Annotated in this window: 19 protein-coding genes and 2 pseudogenes; 5 read left to right on the top strand and 16 right to left on the bottom strand. The window is 40.8% G+C overall.

From position 1 onward, the window contains the following. Positions 1-173 precede the first annotated feature (173 nt). Positions 174-509 (top strand): DUF1292 domain-containing protein, encoded by a 336-nt coding sequence (locus RBB56_RS18095; RefSeq protein WP_306720335.1) that lies wholly within the window; start codon positions 174-176, stop codon positions 507-509. A 46-nt stretch (positions 510-555) separates the two neighbouring features. Here RBB56_RS18095 and RBB56_RS18090 read toward each other — a convergent pair whose 3' ends face one another. From RBB56_RS18090 to RBB56_RS18555, 4 genes and pseudogenes are all read right to left on the bottom strand, one after another. Continuing rightward, the gene (locus RBB56_RS18090; RefSeq protein ID WP_306720334.1) at positions 556-2,079 is read right to left on the bottom strand and encodes an ATP-dependent helicase; all 1,524 of its coding nucleotides are present in this window, start codon (positions 2,077-2,079) and stop codon (positions 556-558) included. Continuing rightward, positions 2,072-2,431: a UvrD-helicase domain-containing protein gene (locus RBB56_RS18085; RefSeq protein ID WP_306720333.1), complete on the bottom strand. Its 360-nt coding sequence runs from the start codon at positions 2,429-2,431 to the stop codon at positions 2,072-2,074. The genes RBB56_RS18090 and RBB56_RS18085 overlap by 8 nt, the downstream gene beginning before the upstream one ends. Beyond that, positions 2,415-3,878, bottom strand: coding sequence for a glutamate--tRNA ligase (gltX, locus tag RBB56_RS18080; protein ID WP_306720332.1), 1,464 nt, complete (start codon positions 3,876-3,878; stop codon positions 2,415-2,417). The genes RBB56_RS18085 and gltX overlap by 17 nt, the downstream gene beginning before the upstream one ends. A 24-nt stretch (positions 3,879-3,902) precedes the next feature. After that, positions 3,903-5,381, bottom strand: a pseudogene (locus tag RBB56_RS18555) (4Fe-4S dicluster domain-containing protein). 277 nt (positions 5,382-5,658) lie between these two features. Here RBB56_RS18555 and RBB56_RS18070 point away from each other — a divergent pair. From RBB56_RS18070 to RBB56_RS18060, 3 genes and pseudogenes are all read left to right on the top strand, one after another. Beyond that, a complete protein-coding gene (locus RBB56_RS18070; protein ID WP_306720331.1) occupies positions 5,659-5,829 on the top strand; it encodes a spore coat associated protein CotJA in 171 nt (56 codons plus the stop codon). Beyond that, entirely contained in the window at positions 5,826-6,095 is a 270-nt protein-coding gene (locus RBB56_RS18065; protein ID WP_306720330.1) for a spore coat protein CotJB, read from the top strand. The genes RBB56_RS18070 and RBB56_RS18065 overlap by 4 nt, the downstream gene beginning before the upstream one ends. 3 nt (positions 6,096-6,098) lie before the next feature. Next, positions 6,099-6,703 (top strand): annotated as a pseudogene (locus tag RBB56_RS18060) (manganese catalase family protein). Between the two features lie 125 nt (positions 6,704-6,828). On the opposite strand, the gene RBB56_RS18055 reads toward RBB56_RS18060, so the two are convergent. After that, a complete protein-coding gene (locus RBB56_RS18055) occupies positions 6,829-8,625 on the bottom strand; it encodes a phosphoenolpyruvate carboxykinase (GTP) (RefSeq protein ID WP_306720329.1) in 1,797 nt (598 codons plus the stop codon). Between the two features lie 218 nt (positions 8,626-8,843). Then, a complete protein-coding gene (locus RBB56_RS18050) occupies positions 8,844-9,359 on the bottom strand; it encodes a ferritin (protein ID WP_306720328.1) in 516 nt (171 codons plus the stop codon). Positions 9,360-9,662: 303 nt separating this feature from the next. Here RBB56_RS18050 and RBB56_RS18045 point away from each other — a divergent pair, with 303 nt between their 5' ends. After that, positions 9,663-10,661, top strand: a complete 999-nt coding sequence (locus tag RBB56_RS18045) for a CAP domain-containing protein (RefSeq protein WP_306720327.1) — start codon at positions 9,663-9,665, stop codon at positions 10,659-10,661. 129 nt (positions 10,662-10,790) lie between these two features. Here RBB56_RS18045 and RBB56_RS18040 read toward each other — a convergent pair whose 3' ends face one another. The 10 genes from RBB56_RS18040 to RBB56_RS17995 all read right to left on the bottom strand — a co-directional run bounded on the left by RBB56_RS18040 (position 10,791) and on the right by RBB56_RS17995 (position 20,685). After that, positions 10,791-11,660: a DegV family protein gene (locus RBB56_RS18040; RefSeq protein ID WP_306720326.1), complete on the bottom strand. Its 870-nt coding sequence runs from the start codon at positions 11,658-11,660 to the stop codon at positions 10,791-10,793. Positions 11,661-11,723: 63 nt separating this feature from the next. After that, complete coding sequence (locus tag RBB56_RS18035; protein ID WP_306720325.1) at positions 11,724-13,187, bottom strand: spore germination protein; 1,464 nt, start codon at positions 13,185-13,187, stop codon at positions 11,724-11,726. 104 nt (positions 13,188-13,291) lie between these two features. After that, a complete protein-coding gene (locus RBB56_RS18030; RefSeq protein WP_306720324.1) occupies positions 13,292-13,726 on the bottom strand; it encodes a dUTP diphosphatase in 435 nt (144 codons plus the stop codon). Between the two features lie 34 nt (positions 13,727-13,760). Continuing rightward, entirely contained in the window at positions 13,761-14,273 is a 513-nt protein-coding gene (gene nrdG, locus RBB56_RS18025; RefSeq protein ID WP_306720323.1) for an anaerobic ribonucleoside-triphosphate reductase activating protein, read from the bottom strand. Between the two features lie 44 nt (positions 14,274-14,317). Further along, positions 14,318-16,495 carry an anaerobic ribonucleoside-triphosphate reductase gene (nrdD, locus tag RBB56_RS18020; RefSeq protein WP_306722214.1) on the bottom strand — a complete coding sequence of 726 codons (2,178 nt, stop codon included), beginning with the start codon at positions 16,493-16,495 and terminating at the stop codon, positions 14,318-14,320. A gap of 251 nt (positions 16,496-16,746) precedes the next feature. Continuing rightward, positions 16,747-17,433: a YjjG family noncanonical pyrimidine nucleotidase gene (locus RBB56_RS18015; RefSeq protein WP_306720322.1), complete on the bottom strand. Its 687-nt coding sequence runs from the start codon at positions 17,431-17,433 to the stop codon at positions 16,747-16,749. 78 nt (positions 17,434-17,511) lie between these two features. Beyond that, positions 17,512-17,661 carry a hypothetical protein gene (locus RBB56_RS18010; protein ID WP_306720321.1) on the bottom strand — a complete coding sequence of 50 codons (150 nt, stop codon included), beginning with the start codon at positions 17,659-17,661 and terminating at the stop codon, positions 17,512-17,514. A gap of 43 nt (positions 17,662-17,704) precedes the next feature. Then, complete coding sequence (gene rnhA, locus RBB56_RS18005) at positions 17,705-18,187, bottom strand: ribonuclease HI (protein ID WP_306720320.1); 483 nt, start codon at positions 18,185-18,187, stop codon at positions 17,705-17,707. Between the two features lie 21 nt (positions 18,188-18,208). Continuing rightward, the gene (locus RBB56_RS18000; protein ID WP_306720319.1) at positions 18,209-19,894 is read right to left on the bottom strand and encodes a MutS-related protein; all 1,686 of its coding nucleotides are present in this window, start codon (positions 19,892-19,894) and stop codon (positions 18,209-18,211) included. After that, the gene (locus RBB56_RS17995) at positions 19,882-20,685 is read right to left on the bottom strand and encodes an MBL fold metallo-hydrolase (protein WP_306720318.1); all 804 of its coding nucleotides are present in this window, start codon (positions 20,683-20,685) and stop codon (positions 19,882-19,884) included. The genes RBB56_RS18000 and RBB56_RS17995 overlap by 13 nt, the downstream gene beginning before the upstream one ends. Between the last annotated feature and the right edge of the window lie 21 nt (positions 20,686-20,706).

Genomic DNA, 20,706 nt, shown 5'->3' with positions numbered 1-20,706 from the left:
TTTTTCTGCATATTCTGCCTGTGTCATTTTTAAAGTATATCATAAAAAATTTTTTATGTGTAAAAATACGGAAAAAATTATTGATTAATGTTTGGTGCACTAGTACAATAAAGACATATAACATGCTATCAATGTTAATAAAATCTGAACTACCGGAAAAGAAAGGAGTTTTTATGGAAAAAGAACGGAACAGCCAGGTAGAAGGCGAAGAATTTGATGATGAGGAAATAACTGTCGAACTAGACTTAGAAGACGGTTCCCATGTTGTCTGTGCGGTTATTACAATTCTTGAAGTGCAGGAAAAAGATTATATTGTTCTTTTACCGTTAGATGAAAACGGAAAGAATACAGATGGAGAAGTATGGTTCTATCGTTACATCGAAGATAAGGATGATGAAAATGCAGAACCGGAACTTTCATTCATTGAATCCGATGAAGAATATGAAATTGTTGCCGATGCATTTGATGAATATTTGGACAATGTAGAATTTGATGAAGTTGTAGAATAATATAAATTTCCCATAGAATAAAAAGACTTTTTACGAGCAGTTCAGTTCATTTGCCGTCAAGAGTCTTTTTTAATTTGACGATAAATGCCGATGGCTCGTTGCAATATAGAATTTCAAGATGTTCCTTGGCTCTTGTCATAGCCACATAAAGAAGCCTTCGCTCCTCTTCTATTTCCTCCGGTTTTATCGCTCGTTTCCCGGGCATCTTCCCTTCTCCGATATCCAGAAGATAGACATTATTATATTCCAATCCTTTGGAAACATGCATCGTCAGAAGCTGAACACCTTCCCTTTGTTCCGGTTCTTTCCCTGCCCGTTCCATCAGCGATACATATTCATCGATCGCCTCTTTCCATGCAGAAAAACTACGATATTTTATCGCTTCCTTTTGCAGTTCCTGTAAGATTTCTTCCATTTCTTTTCTCTCTTCTTTGTCTTTGCCTTCACATATGTACTTTTTATAATCCATATTCTTGCAAATATAATCGATAGCAAGATAAGGGCGGAGCGAAGAAATTCTCTTAAGATCCCTCCATAATTGCTTTACAGTCTCTTGCATTCCCATATTGGAGTGCGAAGAGCTTCCCAAGCCTTTATAATAATCGAGTAATAATTGCTCCGTTATCAGTGGATCGGGAATTGCTTGTCTGCTAATATACCTGGATGGCTTATTCATGAAACGAAGGAAATCACTCCGATTTCCACCCTTTTTACCCCCTATAAAAACATCCCTGGCAAAAGAAAGAACCGCTATCATATCTTTCGCCACCGCATGCTGAAAGAGATGCGTTCCTCTCTCTTTCATATGAAAAGGAATCCGAAGGGAGGCTAGCGTTCGGGATAAAGCACCAACCTCTGCATTGGTGCGATAAATAATTGCACTTTGAGTAAGTTCTTCTATTGTTTTACCTCGCAATTGACCGGAAAGATAGGCAAGCTCCTCTTCTCTCGTAGAAAAAGAAATGATGCTAACCGTGCCTCCCTCGGCCTTATTTGCTTTCAGCTCCTTCAAAAAACGTTCCTTATTATCATTAATGACCATTCCTGCAGCTTCTACAATATGAGGACCACTTCGGTAGTTGATAGTAAGCGTTAACTGTGAAGCCTGTGCATAGTCTTCCATAAACTGCTTCATAATACCGGGACCTGCACCGCGAAACCCATAAATTGATTGGTCATCATCTCCCACTACAAACAAATTATTCTGAGGAAGTGCAAGTCGGCATAAAATACGGTACTGCATAGGGGAAATATCCTGGAATTCGTCGACTAAAATATGAGTAAAAGTATTCTGCCAAAAGGAAAGGATTTCAGGTCTTTCTTCTAACAGTTTATCACATAAAAGAATCATATCATCGAAGTCAATTTTATTCTCCTCTCTCATCATACGACAATATTCGTTATAGATAAATGGAAATTGTTCCTTTATCTTTTCTTCAAAATCATAAAAGAAACTTACACTCTCCATATCTTCAGAACATCCGCCATTTATTTTAATATGAGCGATACTTTTAATCAGTTCGTTACATAGTTCTGCGTTTTCTGCTTCTCCACTTTTTATTTCACGCAAAATATGGTTGATATAGTTTCGCTTTTCCTTGAGGAGTAATTATTCTCAGGCCTGAATAAGCCGATTGTTTGAGAATATGATAATAGATCGCATGAAAAGTACCGAAACGGACTTCGGGATAAGCCTGCTGTGTCAGAGCAGAAAAACGTTCCTTCATCTCCATTGCCGCTGCTTTTGTAAATGTAATCACAAGAATATGATCGGGAGATATCCCATGATGCCGAATCAGATGACGAATTCGACGGATAGTAAGATATGTTTTGCCGCTCCCCGGCCCTGCAAGAACTTGCAGGGGACCGGAAGCGTGCTCTATTGCTAAGGTCTGCGCCTTATTTTCATTTGCTGCCAGCATCTTTTAACAGCTCAATACCTTTCTGAATCCGACGGATGGACTCCTCTTTCCCGAGAATCTCCATAATCTCCGTCGCTCCGGCAGGCGTCATCTGTTTGCCGGATACCGCTGTTCGAATCGGCCACATCGCATAACCGTTTTTACAGCCCTTTTTCTCCACATAAGAAACAAGCATCTGGTAGAGAGAATCGTTATTGAAAGCTTCCTGCTCTTCAACAAGGGGAAGCAGTTCTTCCAATACTTCCAGCGATGATTCCTCTGTTGTTTTCATTTTCTTATGAATATACATAGAAGTATCGTAGGCTGGCAACTCTTCGAAAAAGTCTATCATTCCTTCGATATCGGGAAATACTTCAATTCTCGTTTTTACCATCTCAGCAATCTTTTTTAAATCCAGGCTCTTCTTAATGACCTTCTTCAAATATGGCTCCGCCATCTGATAAAACCTGTCGAAGTCCATTGCTTTCATATATTCGCCATTCATCCACTTTAACTTCGTATAGTCGAACACGGCAGGGGATTTGGATAGATGCTTATAGTCAAATACCCGAATCAAATCCTCTAACGAGAATATTTCCTCTGTACCTTCCGGACTCCATCCGAGCAACGCAACGAAGTTAACGATTGCTTCCGATAAGAATCCTTGTTCTACCAAATCTTCATACGAAGAGTGACCGCTGCGTTTGGACAGCTTATGATGGTCCTCATCGGTAATAAGCGGACAGTGTACATAAACAGGCACTTCCCAGCCAAACGCCTCATAAAGACGGTTATATTTCGGAGAAGAAGAAAGATATTCATTTCCTCTTACTACGTGTGTAATTCCCATCAAGTGATCATCCACAACGTTAGCGAAATTGTAAGTCGGGTAGCCGTCGGACTTAATGAGTATCATATCATCAAGTTCCGTATTATCTACGGTAATATCTCCATATATTTCATCATGAAAGGTCGTTGTTCCTTCCGTGGGATTGTTCTGCCTGATAACATAGGGAATTCCTGATTTGAGCTTCCCTTCCGCTTCTTCTTTGGATAAATGTAAGCAGTGTTTATCATATATATTAATCTCTTTACCGGCTACAGTCTGGGTTAAAGAAGAAAGTCTTTCCTTATCACAAAAGCAATAATAGGCCTCTCCTCTTTCAATTAGCAGCTTCGCATATTCCAGATAAATTCCTTGTGCCTGACGTTCGCTCTGAACATAAGGACCTACTCCCTTATCCTTATCAGGGCCTTCATCGTGAATCAGTCCCGTCTTTTCCATCGTACGGTAGATGATTTCCACTGCGCCTTCCACATAACGTTCCTGATCAGTATCCTCAATACGAAGAAGGAAATCTCCTCCTTCATGCTTTGCAATTAAATAAGCATACAATGCTGTCCTTAAATTGCCTACATGCATGCGTCCTGTAGGACTCGGCGCATATCTCGTTCTTATTTTATCCATAATTATAATCTTGCTCCTTTACTTCTATTCTTTATCCGGTATTTTCTTCGCCGCAGCGGCCTTGAAACCGGCCACTTCTTTTGCCGCCTGCGGAATGGCAATATTCGTTCCTGCACCGGCAATACATCCGCCCGGACAAGCCATCCCCTCGATCAGGCAGCCATTTTTCTTGCCTGCTTTCGCCAGCATCAACATCTTTTTACATTCTGTAAGACTTTCTGCATGTTCAATCTTAACTTCTGTATCAGGATAATACTCACGAATACATTCCTCGATGGCACTTGCCACGCCGCCGGCCACACCATATCCACGTCCGGCTCCTGTAGCATCTTCCATCTTATCCATTTCGCTGAATTCATTCAAATCAATGCCCTTCGCTTCGAACATTCCGGCAAGTTCTTCAAAGGTAATAACAAAATCCACATCAGAACGTACCGTTCTTCTGGAAGCCTCCAGTTTCTTAGATGCACAAGGTCCAATGAAGACAACGCTGGCATCGGGATGATCTTCTTTTATCTTTCTGGCTGTGGCTACCATAGGCGTCAGCGCATTTGATATTTTATCAATGGTCTCAGGGAAGAACTTCTTGGCCAACATTGACCATGATGGACAACATGAAGTTAACAGAAAAGGAAGCTCTCCCGTTGCTACTTCATGCACATAGTGCTCTGCTTCTGCCATCGCTCCCATATCGGCACCGATAGCCGTCTCATAAATATCATAAAATCCCAGTTCCTTTAAGGATGCCTTAATTCTATCAGGCGATACCTTCGGCCCGAACTGTCCCACAAAAGCAGGTGCTACCTGAGCTACAATCTTTCTACCGGACTGCATCGCACGAATTAATTGAAAAATCTGTGATTTATCGGCAATAGCACCGAAAGGACAGCTTACCATACACTGTCCGCAGGAAACGCACAAATCGTTATCGATGAGCGCTCTTCCTCTATAGTCATTTTTAATTGCATTCACTCCACAGGCATCGAGACAAGGTCTCGTCTGATGAAAATCGCATCATAAGGGCATACTGCCTTGCATTTTACCGCATTTAATACATTTCTCCTGATCGATTACAGACTTACCATTCCTCATGGATACCGCTTCCTTGGGGCATACCTCCCGGCAAGGATGAGCGAGACAACCCATGCACTTATCCGTTACTTCATAACGATTCTCCGGGCAGGCGTTACAAGCAGAAGGAATCACCTGCATTAACGGAGGTTCATAATATTTCTCATCGATATCGCTTTCTGCCAATCCCTGTGTTACGTGAACCGGTGCATCCTCCGGACGAAGCGAAAGTCCCATCGCCAACCGGATCATCTCTCTTACTACCGCACGTTCCCTATAAACATTTCCATATGGGGATTCATCATAATCCACAATCTTGTAAGGCAACGCCTCCACATCATTAATTAAATCCGTTGAATGATAGGCTAAATTAGAAACCTCCTTGAATATGCGTCTTCTGATTTTTCGGACTTGCGTATCGATACCTCTCATAACGTTCTCCTTATCCTCAAACGGGAAATTCCCGCATCTCATATAACAATTAAAACAATATTGTTAACATTTTATCATTATCAGCATGTACTATTTTTACATAAACCCCCGAGGAAATCAAGGCATTTTTTCTCTTTTTATGATATTTTTTGTCTTGTTTTCTTATGATTTATTGTACTATTCCGAATGTTCGATAAATATGCATATATACAAACACGTCAAGAAGTACCTGTCATATAATGTATCAAATATATTCTAATTTAATGAAGGGAGTTTTATGCAGGACTATAATTTTAATGAATATTTTGACCGCTTTCCTGTAGCTATGGCATATGTGCCCTGGCAGCATTTAACTCAAATCTACGAGGACTTGGATAAAGCTTATTGTCTTGGAACCATTTTCCCGGAACTGACAAAACCTTTCACGGGAAGGAGATGCGTAAAATGAATCAAAAAATGAGTGCAGAGCAGGAAAATATGCTGCATAATATCGGCGTTATCGATTTCGTTACGGTAGAAATGACGCTGTATCTTGACACTCACCCAATGGACAGAGAGGCCATGGAATATTTTAACCATTATATGCGCATAAAAAACCAGATGATGCGTGATTATGCAAACAAATACGGACCTCTTTCTCTTTCTGTCGCAGACACAAGCTGTAAAGAGTGGAAATGGGCAGTGCAACCGATGCCTTGGGAAGGAGGATGTTAGTAAATGTGGAATTATGAAAAACGATTGCAGTTTCCTGTGAAAATCACCCAGCCCAATGCAAAACTTGCCCAAGTAATCATGAGCCAGTTTGGCGGTCCCGATGGCGAGCTGAGTGCATCCATGCGTTATATCTCACAAAGATATGCGATGCCTTACAACGAGGTCGCTGCCCTGTTAACTGATATAGGAACAGAGGAACTGGCACATCTCGAGATGGTATCTACTATCGTACACCAATTAACGAGAAATCTCTCTATGGAAGAAATTGAGAATTCCGGCTTCGCTAATTATTATGTGGATCATACCGTAGGAATATGGCCCATGGCGGCGGGAGGTATTCCTTTCAACTCTTGTGAATTCCAGTCAAAAGGTGATCCCATCACTGATTTAGTGGAAGATATGGCTGCAGAACAAAAGGCCAGATCGACCTATGATAACATTTTACGACTGATTCATGACCATGACGTAGCCGAACCGATTCGCTTCCTTCGCGCCAGGAGATTGTACATTTCCAACGGTTCGGAGAAGCTTTGAGAATTGTCCAGGATAAGCTGGATTCCAAGAACTTCTATGCCTTCAATCCTGCCTTTGACCGGTGTCCGAAATAACCGCAATTCTTGTTATACGCAAAAAGGTCGCGAGTTATTTCTTATAGAATAAAAAACGGATTTCAAATCTTGTAGAATTGAAATCCGTTTTGCTGTACTTATTTTGTCCAATGAGCTAATGCAAATTATGCATTTAATCTCTTTTCTAACGCTTCAAGCTGATTGTGAAGTTCCTTCGGAAGCTCATCGCCGAACTTAGCATAATGCTCCTTAACGGACGCTACTTCGCTCAACCATTCATCTTTGTTTACCTTAAGCAGTTCTTCCATATCGTGTTCGCTTACGCCTTCAAGTCCGCTGATATCTAAAGCATCCTTTGCAGGCATGAATCCGATAGGAGTCTCTACTGCATTATCTTTTCCATTCGTTCTTTCGAAAATCCATTTCAGAACACGGCTGTTCTCGCCGAATCCAGGCCATAACCATTTGCCGTCATCATCTTTGCGGAACCAGTTAACATAGAATATTTTAGGTAATTTATCTTCGCTGGACTTCTCTCCGATTGCGAGCCAATGTTTTAAGTAGTTACATACATTGTATCCGAAGAAAGGAAGCATTGCGAAAGGATCGCGGCGAACCTGTCCGATATTGTTAGAGATAGCTGCTGCTGTAATCTCAGAACCCATGATGGAACCAAGGAATACACCATGTTTCCAATCGAAGCTTTCATGAATAAGAGGAATCGTCTTAGGACGACGTCCACCGATTAAGATAGCAGAAATCGGAACGCCTGCAGGGTCTTCCCAATCGGAAGCGATGGAAGGACACTGATAAGCCGGTGCTGTAAAACGAGCATTCGGATGAGCAGCCGGTTCCTTGGAATCCGGTGTCCAGTCATTGCCTTTCCAGTCAATAAGATGATCAGGAGCCGGTGTTCCAATGCCTTCCCACCATACATCTCCATCATCGGTAAGAGCTACGTTAGTGAAAATAGTATTCTTCTCAATGCTGTGCATAGCGTTGGGATTGGAATCGAGGGATGTACCGGGAGCTACGCCGAAGAAGCCTGCTTCCGGGTTGATCGCATATAAACGTCCGTCTGATCCGAATTTCATCCACGCAATATCATCTCCAACTGTCTCTACCTTCCATCCGGGAATTGTAGGAACGAGCATTGCAAGATTCGTCTTACCGCAAGCACTTGGGAAAGCGCCGCAAACATATTTAGTCTCCCCTTCCGGGCTTGTCAGCTTAAGGATCAGCATATGTTCTGCCAGCCAGCCTTCATCGCGTGCAATAACAGAAGCGATTCGAAGAGCAAAGCATTTTTTACCTAAAAGAGCGTTTCCGCCGTATCCGGAACCATAAGACCAGATAAGTCTTTCTTCTGGGAAGTGGCTGATATATTTCTTATCGATCGGTGCACAAGGCCATGTAGAATCTTCTTGTCCTTCTGCCAAAGGAGATCCAACGGAATGCAGACAAGGAACAAATTCACCGTCAGCGCCTAATACTTTTAATACTTCAGCACCGATACGAGTCATAATACGCATGTTGATAACTACATATGCACTATCTGTCAATTCAATTCCAATTTTGGATATCGGGGAGCCAATCGGTCCCATAGAATAAGGGATTACATACATTGTTCTGCCTTTCATGCAGCCTTTATATAAGCCCTTCATCGTTGCTTTAAGTTCATCAGGTTCTACCCAATTATTCGTAGCTCCTGCATCTTCTTTAGCCTTAGAAGCAATGAAAGTTCTATCTTCTACACGTGCTACGTCAGAAGCATCACTTCTGAACAAATAACATCCGGGACGTTTCTCCTCATTTAATTTGATTGCCATCCCGCTGTCAACCATCATCTGAAGCAGACGTTCGTTTTCTTCCGCAGAACCGTCACACCAATAAATATCATCTGGTTGACACATGTCGGCCATTTCTTTAACCCACTCTAGTAACTTCTTGTTCTCTGTCATATTAATCTCCTTTTTATAATTTTCTCCCTATTTAAGCAGTATCAGCAAAATGACTATAATTCCCGCGACTTACAATTAAATGGGAGTTTTTTTCGTTGATTATACTAAGAATAAACATACACCTCGTCTATTATAATGAAAATTCTCCAAAAATGCTATAGCTATCTTAAATTTTATGAAAATTTTAACTTTTCCGGCAAGATTTCTTGCCACGCTCTTTATAATGTAAGAGACGGCGGAAATTTATAAACACGGGCAGCAAGCTCTGAATCTAAAAGATATAATCCCTTAGCATCCGTTCCGAACAAATCATATTTTTTAATATTTTCTTCGGCATTCTTCTCTTCTTCGTTCTGTTCCTGAACAAACCAGTTCAAAAATTGCATCGTTCTATAATCCTTTTGTTCATGTGCAAGACCATAAATTTCATGAATTCTCTCCGTCACCTTTAATTCGTGTTCGAACGCAGCAACAGTAGGCTCTCTGAAATCGCTATAGGTCTTATTCGGAGCCTTTATATCTTTGAGTTGTATTTTCTCGCCATTATTCAACATATAATCCATGAACAGCATCGCATGGTCGCGCTCTTCCTGAGCCTGGATCTTGAACCAATTGGCAAAACCATTTAGATTGTTGTCCGCATAGTAATTGGAAATATCAAGGTATAAATATGCAGAGAATAATTCATAATTGATCTGATCCGTTATTTTCGCCGCAATTTCTTTGTTAAGCATAACACTACCTCCTGTTTTTTCTTATTATATTGGATTACTATTACCACATATATGAATTCTACCATTTCAAAAATACTTATTCAACATCTATTTCATATTTCATACTTATCTATTTATTTTTCTTCAATTGGTAATGCTGCCATGAACTTCCATTGTAATTGAATTTTTTTTATGATAATATCTGCTTGTAACATATTTGTAACATATTTGTAATATTTGCGAAATGTATCATTACATCTGATTCATTTCACAGAAATTACAGTAATTCATGAAAAAGTTCACAAAAGGAAAGTGAGGAAAAATATGAACCTATTACCAAGTTTACTTGTAGCCACTACCATAATCGGAGGAGGAAGCTTTTCTTCTAACGCCTGTCCTGATACTAGCCAGCTGCAAAATCAATTACAGAACCAACTGAATAGTAACCGCACCACACAGCAGACAATTGTAGGAAGCGCTTCCGATTTGGAATCTATTTTGAACCAATTGGGTGTTGACGCTAGTTCCATCAAGGACTGTCTGCCGGAAACGACTCAACCCGAAGCCAACGCTCCTGATATCAAGGTTCCCGGAACAGGCACGGAAACTCCTAATATTAATACTCCCGACTGCGACATAAAAGTTCCCGATACCAATACCCCCGATAGTGGTACTAAGGTTCCTGATACCAATACTCCTGACAGCGGTACTAAGAATCCAGGTACTAATACCCCTGACAGCGGTACTAAAGCTCCCGATACTAATACTCCTGACAGCGGTACTAAGAATCCGGGTACGAGTACTCCTGATAACAGCACTAAGAATCCGGGTACTAATACCCCTGATAGCGGCACTAAGAATCCAGGTACTAATACCCCTGACAGCGGTACTAAAGCTCCTGATACCAATACTCCGGGAAATGGAGGTTCTAACTCTGAAAGCAACGCTAATAAGAGCTATGTAGAGCAAGTGCTGGACCTTGTAAATGCTGAGCGTGAAAAAGCGGGACTTTCTGCCCTTACGATGAAGGATGATCTAAATGCTGCCGCATTGATCCGCGCGAAAGAAACGACCCAATCCTTCTCCCACACGAGACCGAACGGCACTTCCTTCGCTACTGTTCTTAAAGAGAATAATATCAGCTATCGAACTGCCGGTGAAAATATTGCATGGGGACAGTCCACACCTGAAGAAGTCGTAACCGCATGGATGAACTCCGAAGGACACCGCGCTAATATATTAAATAAGAGCTTCACTTCCATCGGTGTAGGTTATTATGTATCCAATAACACTCCTTATTGGTCACAGCTTTTCACAGCTTAAACGTTATAATCTAAATCAAAAAAGTTAAGTTATAATGATTAAATACTTCATAAAACAGAAAACGACCGCGCTTTTATCCCTTCAGGATAAGAACGGTCGTTTTCTGTTTTCTATATCACTGCTATTTTTCTATCTCGTTTCTCCCATAAAGAAAAGTGCTATCGTTCCCGGACCTGCATGGGCACCTACTGTCGGACCTATATGGTTAATCATGAAATTGTCAATTCCAAATCTCGCCTTGACCTCATCCCGGACAAACTCCGCATCCTCCAATGAATCTCCATGACTAATAAAAATAATATCATTCTCATCCCGATATTTTCCAATCTTTTCTTCCATAAAATCTACCAATGCATTCAGAGACTTTTTACGTCCTCTCACTTTGGAAATCGGAATTAGATGACCTTCATCATCCACATGAAGCACCGGCTTTACTCCTACAATCGTTCCAACGACTGCCGCCGCCTTGCTTACGCGCCCACCGCGGTATAAATGATTCAAATCATCCACTGTAAAAATATGTACCAGGTGAGGAATATTTTCCTCTACCCAGGCAACTGTCTCCTCCATGGATTTTCCGTTCTTCTTTAGTTGTACCGCTTTGTCAACGAGAAGTCCTTCACCCATCGATGCACACTTCGTATCCACCACGGTAATCTTGCAGCCGGGATTATCTTCCATCACCATTTCTGCCGCAAGACAAGCACTGCTATACGTCCCGCTCAGTCCCGAGGAAAAGCATAAATACAATAATTCCTTCGTTTCTTTTAAATATTCCTCAAAATATTCTTTACACTCTTCGGGATTCACTTGAGAAGTCATTGTCATGTTCCCCTGACGCATCAACTCGTAAAATTCCTTCCAATCAAGTTCATGCCCCTTACCGTAAGTTTCTCCCTTAATAGTATAATTAAAAACCATCAGGCCCAAATTGTTTTCTTCAATATAGCTTAATGGCAAATCTGCCGTAGTATTTGTTATAATTTTAAAATCTGCCAAGCACCTTTCCTCCTTATCTTTTCCATTTTCACTATTTTACCATTCCTCTCAGAAAAATTCAATTTATTGTTTTTCAGAATGAGGAAGTCGATAACGTAATATTCTTTTTCCTAATTGTTTAAGATTAAATGGAACGAGAGGATACGCATAGCTCTTTCCTGAAATAGTTTTATTCGATAAAATTGACACTATACAAACAATAATTGCTGCAATATATCCGTAAATACCAAAAAGTTGTGTCAAGATCAGATTTAATATCCTCATAAATTTAAGCGCATAGCTCAACTCATAGTTAGGCTGCGTATAGCCGGCAATTGCTACAAACGCCATATATAGCATTACTTCACTATTAAACCAACCGCTATTTACTGAAAATTCTCCTAAGACAAGTGCCGCCATAATACTAAGAGGTGTGCTTAACATATTGGGCGTATTGACCGCTGCAAGACGCAAGCCGTCTATCGCAAGCTCTAATATAAGAAATTGCCAGATTAAAGGAACGTTACTTACCTCTTTTACCGAAATAAATTGAAAACTATCCGGTACCCAAGTAGGATTGTTCATCAGCAGAAGGAAGGTGGGCGTCACAAAATAAGTTAAGAGCGCAATAATAAGGCGCGTTAAGCGAAGATAAGAACCGGTAATCGGAGGGAAATAATAGTCATCCGCCTCTTCTATCACATCAAAAATAGAAGTTGGAGTAATCATAGCTGATGGAGAATTATCCACTAAAATAACAATATCTCCTTCCAAAATCTGTGCAGCCGCAGTATCGGGCCGCTCTGTAAATTTAAACTTGGGAAAAGGATTGAACCACTTCTTATCATATAGACATTCCGCCAAGCTTTCCTGATTCATAGTCAATGCATCCACATGAATTCTACGAATTTTCTCCTGTAATTCATTCAGGAAATCCTTATCCACTCTGGAAGCCATATAACAAAGCACGATATCCGTCTTTGAAGCCTCTCCTGCAGAAAAAACCTCCATGCGAAGATCCGTACTTCTAATGCGTCTTCGAATCAAAGCAGTATTAAAAATTATAGTTTCCACAAATCCATCCTTAGAACCTCTCAGGGATTTATCCTTTTCCGGCTCCGATACACTTCTTGCAGGATAAGTTCTCGAGTCGATCAACAAGCATTGATCATAGCCATCTATCATAATGACAAAGACACCTGACATAATAAAATAAATGATTTGCTCCCACTCATCCACTAAGTTCACTTCCACATATGGTATGTTCTTCTTTGACATCCCATGGGCATCCTCAGCCATATCTTCCGGCTTTAAGGACATGAAATGCTGCAGCAGCTTCTGCATCAGCTCATCTTTACAAAAACCGTCAATAAAATAAAGACAAGCGCTTCTTCCGCCTATTTGTATTACCCGGTATACCATATCAAAGTTCTCCGGTATTCCCAATTCTTTATTTAAGTATGCCATATTCTCTTCAAGGGAAGCGGATATTGTCCCTTTTTTGATTTGTTCTCCTCCGCTTCTTGTTCCCTTTGACTCTGTCTCCATAAAAAAGCTCCTTCCATTTCATCATAAAATGTGCATGAATTATAATCACATTCTATTATGTCTTGGAAAGAGCTTTTTATACAAATTCTCTGTCTTTGAATACCTTATTGTTTCCCTGTACTGCCGATTCCGCCTCTATCTTCATTTCCAAGAGATTCCATTTCTTCGAAATGCACTATTGGCTGATTTTCTACGATACGAAACTGACAAATTCTTTCATTTACTGAAATATGTGTATCTCTAAGAGCATATGCGGGCATAAACCATTGATCATTATCTCCGCAATAGGAGCAGTCAACTACACCCTGATGATTGGTCTGAATAATACCAAAATTTTTAAAAGTGCTGCTCCTTGGTACAATGTGTGCTTCATAACCTTTCGGAAGTTCCATTGCCACACCGAGGGGAATTAACTTGAATTCCCCCGCCTTTAAGTCTACAGCCTGAGCGGCACGTAGATCAATCCAATCGGATTTTCCCTCAATATAAGTTAATTTGTCAATTTCATCCGTAAAATATTTAATTTTTATCGTTTTCACGCATTTATTCTCCTGTCGTTCTTTTGTCTGTTCCTTAGCTGGAATAGTTTTCACAGTGAAGGACCGGGATGTTCGCATCTTCCTTCAACAAACTGCGCTTCACATCGATTACTCTCTGGTTGCTGCTCCCCTTCCACAGAAGCTTAGGATCTTTTAACTCTACCTTGAACTCGCCGTCCACAAGCACATCCACAAACTGAAGAAGCGGATAGTGATAGATATCCTCCCACGAATCTCCGGTATAGAGCCAGATAGTTTTCGTCGGATATTTCTCCTTAATCTCCTTCATGAATTCGCGTACATCCGAGCGGTTGGCCACATGCAACGGATCGCCTCCTGAAAAAGTAATACCGGAAATATAGGATTTGTCCAACTGCTCGAAGATTTCTTTTTTTGCATTGTCATCGAAAAGCAGCCCTCCATCCGGATCCCAAGTAACAGAATTGTGGCATTCCCTGCAACAGTGCGCACAGCCAGAGACCCATAAAACGACCCGAAGACCGTCCCCATTCAGCATATCGTCCTTGGTTATATTATGATATCTCATTTATATTTACTTTCCTAAAGTATGTAACTTTCGGTCACATGCAATTACATACTCTTCCTTTCCGCAATTTCTGCCATTTTCGCATCGTTAAGTCTTGTATCTCCATGCACACGAGAATAGGACAAGTAACCGTTCATACGGTCAATCTTCGTCAGATTTTTGCTTCCGCAATTAGGGCATACATCCATTTCCAGCTCCTGATGACCACAGTCATCACAATACGCTAAGGACAAGTTCACCCCTTCATAGAAGCCCATATCCATGGCTCTTCGAATCAACGTCTTAATGGCTTCCATATTGTAATCGATCGGATATTTCACATATTGAATTTTGCCGCCATTGGTCAATTCCCAGAATCGGTATTCCAAATCTTGCTTTTCAATCGGCGTAATATCTTCCGTCACATGGCAATGGAAACTGTTGGAAACATATTCCTTATCCGATACCCCTTCCACAATACCGTATTTTGCACGGAACTGCTTTACCTGCAGACCGCATAAGTTTTCTGCCGGCGTGCCATATACCGCATACAGATTGCCATCCGCCTGCTTGTATTCCATCACTCTCTTATTGATGTGTTCTAATACTTCAAGAGCAAATTGACCATCCTCTACCAGCGATTTTCCATTGTACAGTTCCTGCAATTCATTGAATGCCGTAATTCCGAAGCTTGCTGTTGCCGCTTTTAAAATAGGCTTAATTTTATCTGAAAGCTTCAAATTACCGCCGAGGAATCCTCCTTCACAATATGCCAGAGGATTGGTAGAGGCTCTCATTTCTCCCAAATAGGCATAGGTACGCCTATGGAGCTGACGAATCAGATTCAAATAGTAATCTAATACCTCATAGAAATCTCTACTTTCCTGCCTTGCTTTAGCGAGAATCATCGGAAGGTGCAAAGATACTGCACCGATATTGAAACGGCCTACGAATATAGGAGTATCCTTATCATCCGCAGGATTCATTCCCCCCCTTTCATACCAAGGAGATAAAAAGGCACGGCAACCCATAGGTGAAATCACTTTATTATATTGCTTATACATGCTGGCAATATACCCTTTTCCGGTGAGGCTCAGCCAATCAGGATACATTGTCTTAGCGGAACATCTTACGCCTGCTTCAAAAACATCCTCGAGTTCCTTGCCCGGTCCATGAAGGTTCTCATCATATAAAAATACGATCTTAGGGAACAGTACCGGCTTCTTACAGCCCTTCTTCCCCTGCCCTTTTCTTCTTACATCCAATAAACAGATTGTCGCCAGTTTAGCAAAACGTCCCGTACCGATACCTGCAGTTACCGTAATGAAAGGATAATCACCACGGCTGCTCGCTACGGTATTAAATTTATATTCCCATCCCTGAAATCCTTGTTCGAATTCGCGCAACACATCCGCATTCGCTTCTTCCATAGCCTTTTCTTCACTAATACCAAGTCTTTGATATTTCTCTAAGCTATTTTTATAAGTTTTCTCCGCATAGGGTTCTAAAATCTTATCGACTTCCGGTACCGTGAAACCGCCATACTGCTGGCTGGCCGCGCTCAATACGATATCACCAATAACATCGAACGCCACGTCCAGAGACTTAGGCTCGTTATACCATATATTTCCCATCTCGAAGCCGCCGGTCAGAACATTAGCCACATCGAAAAGACAACAATTCATCGTATCACGGCGAGCCGACATATCATGGACGTAAATATAACCATCGCGGCATGCCTGGATCTCCTCCGTCGTCATAAAGAACTTCTGATACAATTCCTTATTGAACTGATTGAAAATAAGACTTCTCTTAGTGGATACAAGAGCACTATCCGTATTAGCATTCTCCTTGTCTCCCACATACATAATGGATTGGCTCTTCTTATATACATCGTCCATCATGCGCACGAAATCCTGCTTATAATTGCGGTAATCACGGTAACTCTTGGCAACGATCGGCTTAATATCTTCCAAAGCCTTCTCCACGATATTATGCATAATCGGAATCGGGATTTCATCCTGTCCCAACCCCATTACTTTATCCACCACATATTTACAAATATGCTGCTTTTCTTCTTCCGTAAACTTCGTCAATGCACGGTATGCACTTTTACCTACTGCATCCACTACCTTCTGTACGTTGAATGCTTCCAGGCTTCCGTCTTTTTTAATGACTTTTACTTCTCTTGGCGGCTTAAATGCTTCGCCATAATCAAATTCCACTACAACATCCCTGTCCATATTAATCACCATCCCTTTCCCTTCATTTAATGATAAAAATACGCATAGCGTGTGTCGAATAACAAACACACCCGCAATGCGTATACACATTCGTTTTATCATATATAAATACTATATATTGTAACAAACATGTAAAATCATTCAACATTTTGTGGTATCCATAGTATAGAATATTAAACAGTTTGTGTCAATAAGAGGATGGTATAAAAAACCACCAAAAAATTCATCCATATTTTTACAGTTTATTACAATTATAAAATTGTTTTGATTTCTTGTAAATTTCTGATCTCATAATCAATTTTTATATCGGAATTATTCTTAAAGCCATTCGGATTATACCAGCAAGTTGTAATTCCGGCCTGATTGCCGCCCAACATATCGCTGCTTAAGGAATCACCTACAATAATCGTTTGCTCCAATCTAAAATCAGGAATACGTGAGAAACAATAATCAAAGTATTCTTTCTGCGGCTTAGGTACTCCGATCTCTTCCGATACGAAGATATCTTCGACGAGTTGATCAAATCCGGATAAACCCAACTTCTTCCTCTGTGTATAAGAAATCCCATTCGTAACAAGATATTGCCGATAACGTCCCTTTAAGCTCTTTAATAACTCATAAGAATCATCCTGAAAGTAATATACACTTCCTAAAGCATCAGCATATTTTTCTTGAAATACTTCCGGATTTATATTCTTTATCCCAACTTTATCGAACAAAGTACAAAAGCGTTCTATGAGCGCATCTTTTTTGGCGATTTCCCCCTTTTCAATACGTTTCCAAAAGCTTTCATTAATTCCTGAATATAATTCGATTATTTCTTCCGTAGCTGTCAGCCCAAATTGCTCAAAACAATGTGCAACTGCATAGCTTTCCGACTTTTTGAAATCGAGCAGAGTCTGATCCACATCCCATAATATAATCTTAAATGTTCCCATATTGACCCCTTTTCTTCCTTAATCTCCATGCAAATTTCCATACAAAAAGGCGTTCATACTTGAACACCCTTAAGCATTTCACTCCTGTGCGCGCCCCTTGTCCTTCATTTCTGAACTCTTCTTCCATTTCACTCCGAGAATACATGCCACAATCACTAATATCGTAATTATTACAACCACAAAAAGATAGGATAAGAAAGCATTCATGAATAAAATCAAATTTGTCATCCCAAGCCTCCTCGTTCAAATACGTCTGTCCATCTGTCCTTTATCATACCATTTCCTGTACATAATCGTCAAGCAGTTCACTTCCATCAGCTGCCGTTGTCGCCAGCATATCACACCGTTCGTTTTCCGGATGGCCATCATGCCCCTTTACCCATGTAAAGGTCACCAGGTGCTGTCCTTTTGCTGCCAATAAGCGCTTCCATAGATCTATATTCTTCACCGGTTTATTTGTACTTGTCTTCCAGTTCTTCTTAAGCCAGCCATCAATCCAGTGCTGGTTAAAGGCATCAGTTACATATTTGGAATCAGAGATAACCTCTACCTCACAAGGTTTAGTGAGTGCCTCCAGGCCGATAATAACTGCCATTAGCTCCATTCGGTTATTCGTCGTTTTCTTATATCCTGCCGAATATTCCCTCTCATGCAGCATTCCTTTTGCATCAATATATTGCAATACCGTTCCATAGCCTCCAGGTCCTTCCGGATTCCCCCTTGCTGCTCCGTCCGTATAAATTGTTACCTTCATTCTTTCTATTTCCTTGCTCTTTTATTTTGTCCACACACCACTTTGTAAAAAGTGTTCTGCCAGCCCTTCTGCATCCAGAATAATATTCTCTTCATATCCCATAACGCGCAAAAGCTTGATAGCATTTCTTGTTGTCGCCCGTCCTTCCATCAGACGATAGTTGAACACTACGTCATCCTCTCTTATTTCTTCTTCAAAGTGGAAGTTGTTATATTTCTCTTCCAAAAGATAAGTTAATTCGATATCGTGAGTTGCCGCAAAACAAATGACATTGTCTTTGGAAAGGCTTTTTAAAATCTGAGTGGATGCCGCAATACGCTCCACCGTGTTCGTTCCCCGAAGTACCTCATCTACAAAACAAAGTATTTGACAGCCCTGTTCTGCCGCTTGATTCAGAATTCTCTTCAATGACTTAATTTCAACAATATAATAGCTGTCCCCGCCGGCCAGGTCATCCTTAAGTGACATGGAAGAAAGGACGCGGCATAGAGTCCCCCTATAATAATCCGCAAGGCAAGTATGAATGGTCTGCGCTAAAATGGCATTGATCGCCACCGTCCTTAAAAAGGTTGACTTACCGGAAGCGTTAGATCCTGTAAGCAGTACGCCCCGCTCCGTATCAATACTGTTTTTAACCGGATGTTCAATTAACGGATGATACACATTCTCCATCCGAAGTGTCCTTTCCTCCGTTAGTTCCGGCAAACAGTAAGAGGACAAAGATGCGCGGTATGCACCGATGGCAATCACCGCCTCCATATATCCGCTAAGAGAAAGCAAACGGTCGATTATTTCTTTATTTTTCCTTACTTCTGCCAGCATATTATTGAACTTTATCAAATCTAAATGAAAGGTCATACGTATATAATCGAGCAGAAGCTCAATCGGATTATTGGATGCATTCATTCTGCCGGGCGACATAATAATATAAGAACCGGCTTGAAATTTATTCATCCTCTTAAGGCAGTTTTTCAATTCCTCAAACTCCCCCTCGAACCCTTCCATCGGCAGCTTACTCATACGTTTTGCACTTCGCAGCAATCTCAGAATATAGCTGAAGCTTATAATATAAGGTTCAATTTCACCCTTTACCCTAAAATAAGTGATAATATTCCAACAAATAACAGTCAGTAAAAGAGTGACACCCACAGGAACTGACGCAAACATCAATACTATAGAAGCTAAGAGGAGCAGGTTCCCGAGATAATGAGTAGTATTTTTCCTCTCCCCGAGAAGCTCTAAATGGTCCAAATAGTCATAAATAGAATACTTTCCAGTCTTTCCCGCCTCTGCAAAAAATATCTGGTATTGTATTCGGCTCTCTTTATTCTCCATGAAAATGCGTACGTGCTCTTCCATCCGCTTAAGCTCTCCTACTTTTTGCCTCGGACTGCGCAGAAGATAATATAAATATTCCTCCCCTGCCGCAGAATAAGCGTAGTTCATTTGTCGGAACACGGCATCCATATTTAAATCATTCCACGTAATATCATCGATCCAAAAGTCTTCCTTACCGTGCTTTTTAAAGTAACCGGCAATCCTTGAGGTATCTTCCACGGTCTGTGCTGTCTGCCTGGGAAGCGCTCCATAGTTTTCATGAAGCCATCGAATAAACTCAGCCTTTTTTCTTTTCTCATCCCAAATCCCCTTGGCCATAATCAACAAAAGAAAAACAAGTACCGTCAAGGCAAATACTATATATTCCATAATTCAAATTCCTGTCCCGGTGCAGAAATCTCAATAATATTTTCATTAAATCTGCTACCGATTTCTGTGCTTTTATACTTTCCTATATAGCCGTATTCCTCCCACAAATGCATAGGGAAAATCCGTTTTGCTTCTGTATGGGAGAGAAAATAATCCATGCCAAGCCCGTAAGCGTCTCCGAGCCTTGGATCGAGCGGCACAAAGGCTAAATCAAAATTCCTTCCATTTATATCATCGATCTCTTTTTTATAGTCCCTCTCCATATTCTCATTAAAAGGAGATGGTTCCCCTTCCCAGTGCCACCAATTTAAATCACCTGCATGATACAGTGTTCTTCCTTCTATCTCTATAATAAAGGCCACTCCTTCATCGGTAGAGCGTAAGGTCTCGATTGTTAAGGGAATCATCTTCGTTTCAGCTCCTACAACCGGAAAAGATAGCTTCTGATTTTTCCCAATCGTAGTTATTTTCTCCTTCACGGCAGGGGAGATATGATTTTTTTCCAGATATTTTTCGCTCAATTTCACATCGCTCGATAGGAAAAAGTGAACGTTGTCATATTGACTGACCAGGTCAAATATTTTAAGACTGAAATGGTCACCATGCTTATGGGATACGAATATATATATCGGCTTCTCTTTCTCCCAACTAGGCAGTTCACCTTTATAATAATCGAATAGGAGAACACAAGTCTCAAGTTCCACAGCAAATCCGCTGTGATAAATATAAGTTACCTTGTAACTGTTCCGTTCCTTCTCAGTTACATGTGAAGATCCATTAAAATCGTGCATGAAATTCCTACAATCCCTTCA

The organism is Kineothrix sp. MB12-C1, from assembly GCF_030863805.1.
In the GTDB taxonomy this organism is placed as follows: Bacteria; Bacillota; Clostridia; order Lachnospirales; family Lachnospiraceae; genus Kineothrix.
This window is presented reverse-complemented; position numbering and strand designations above follow the sequence as displayed.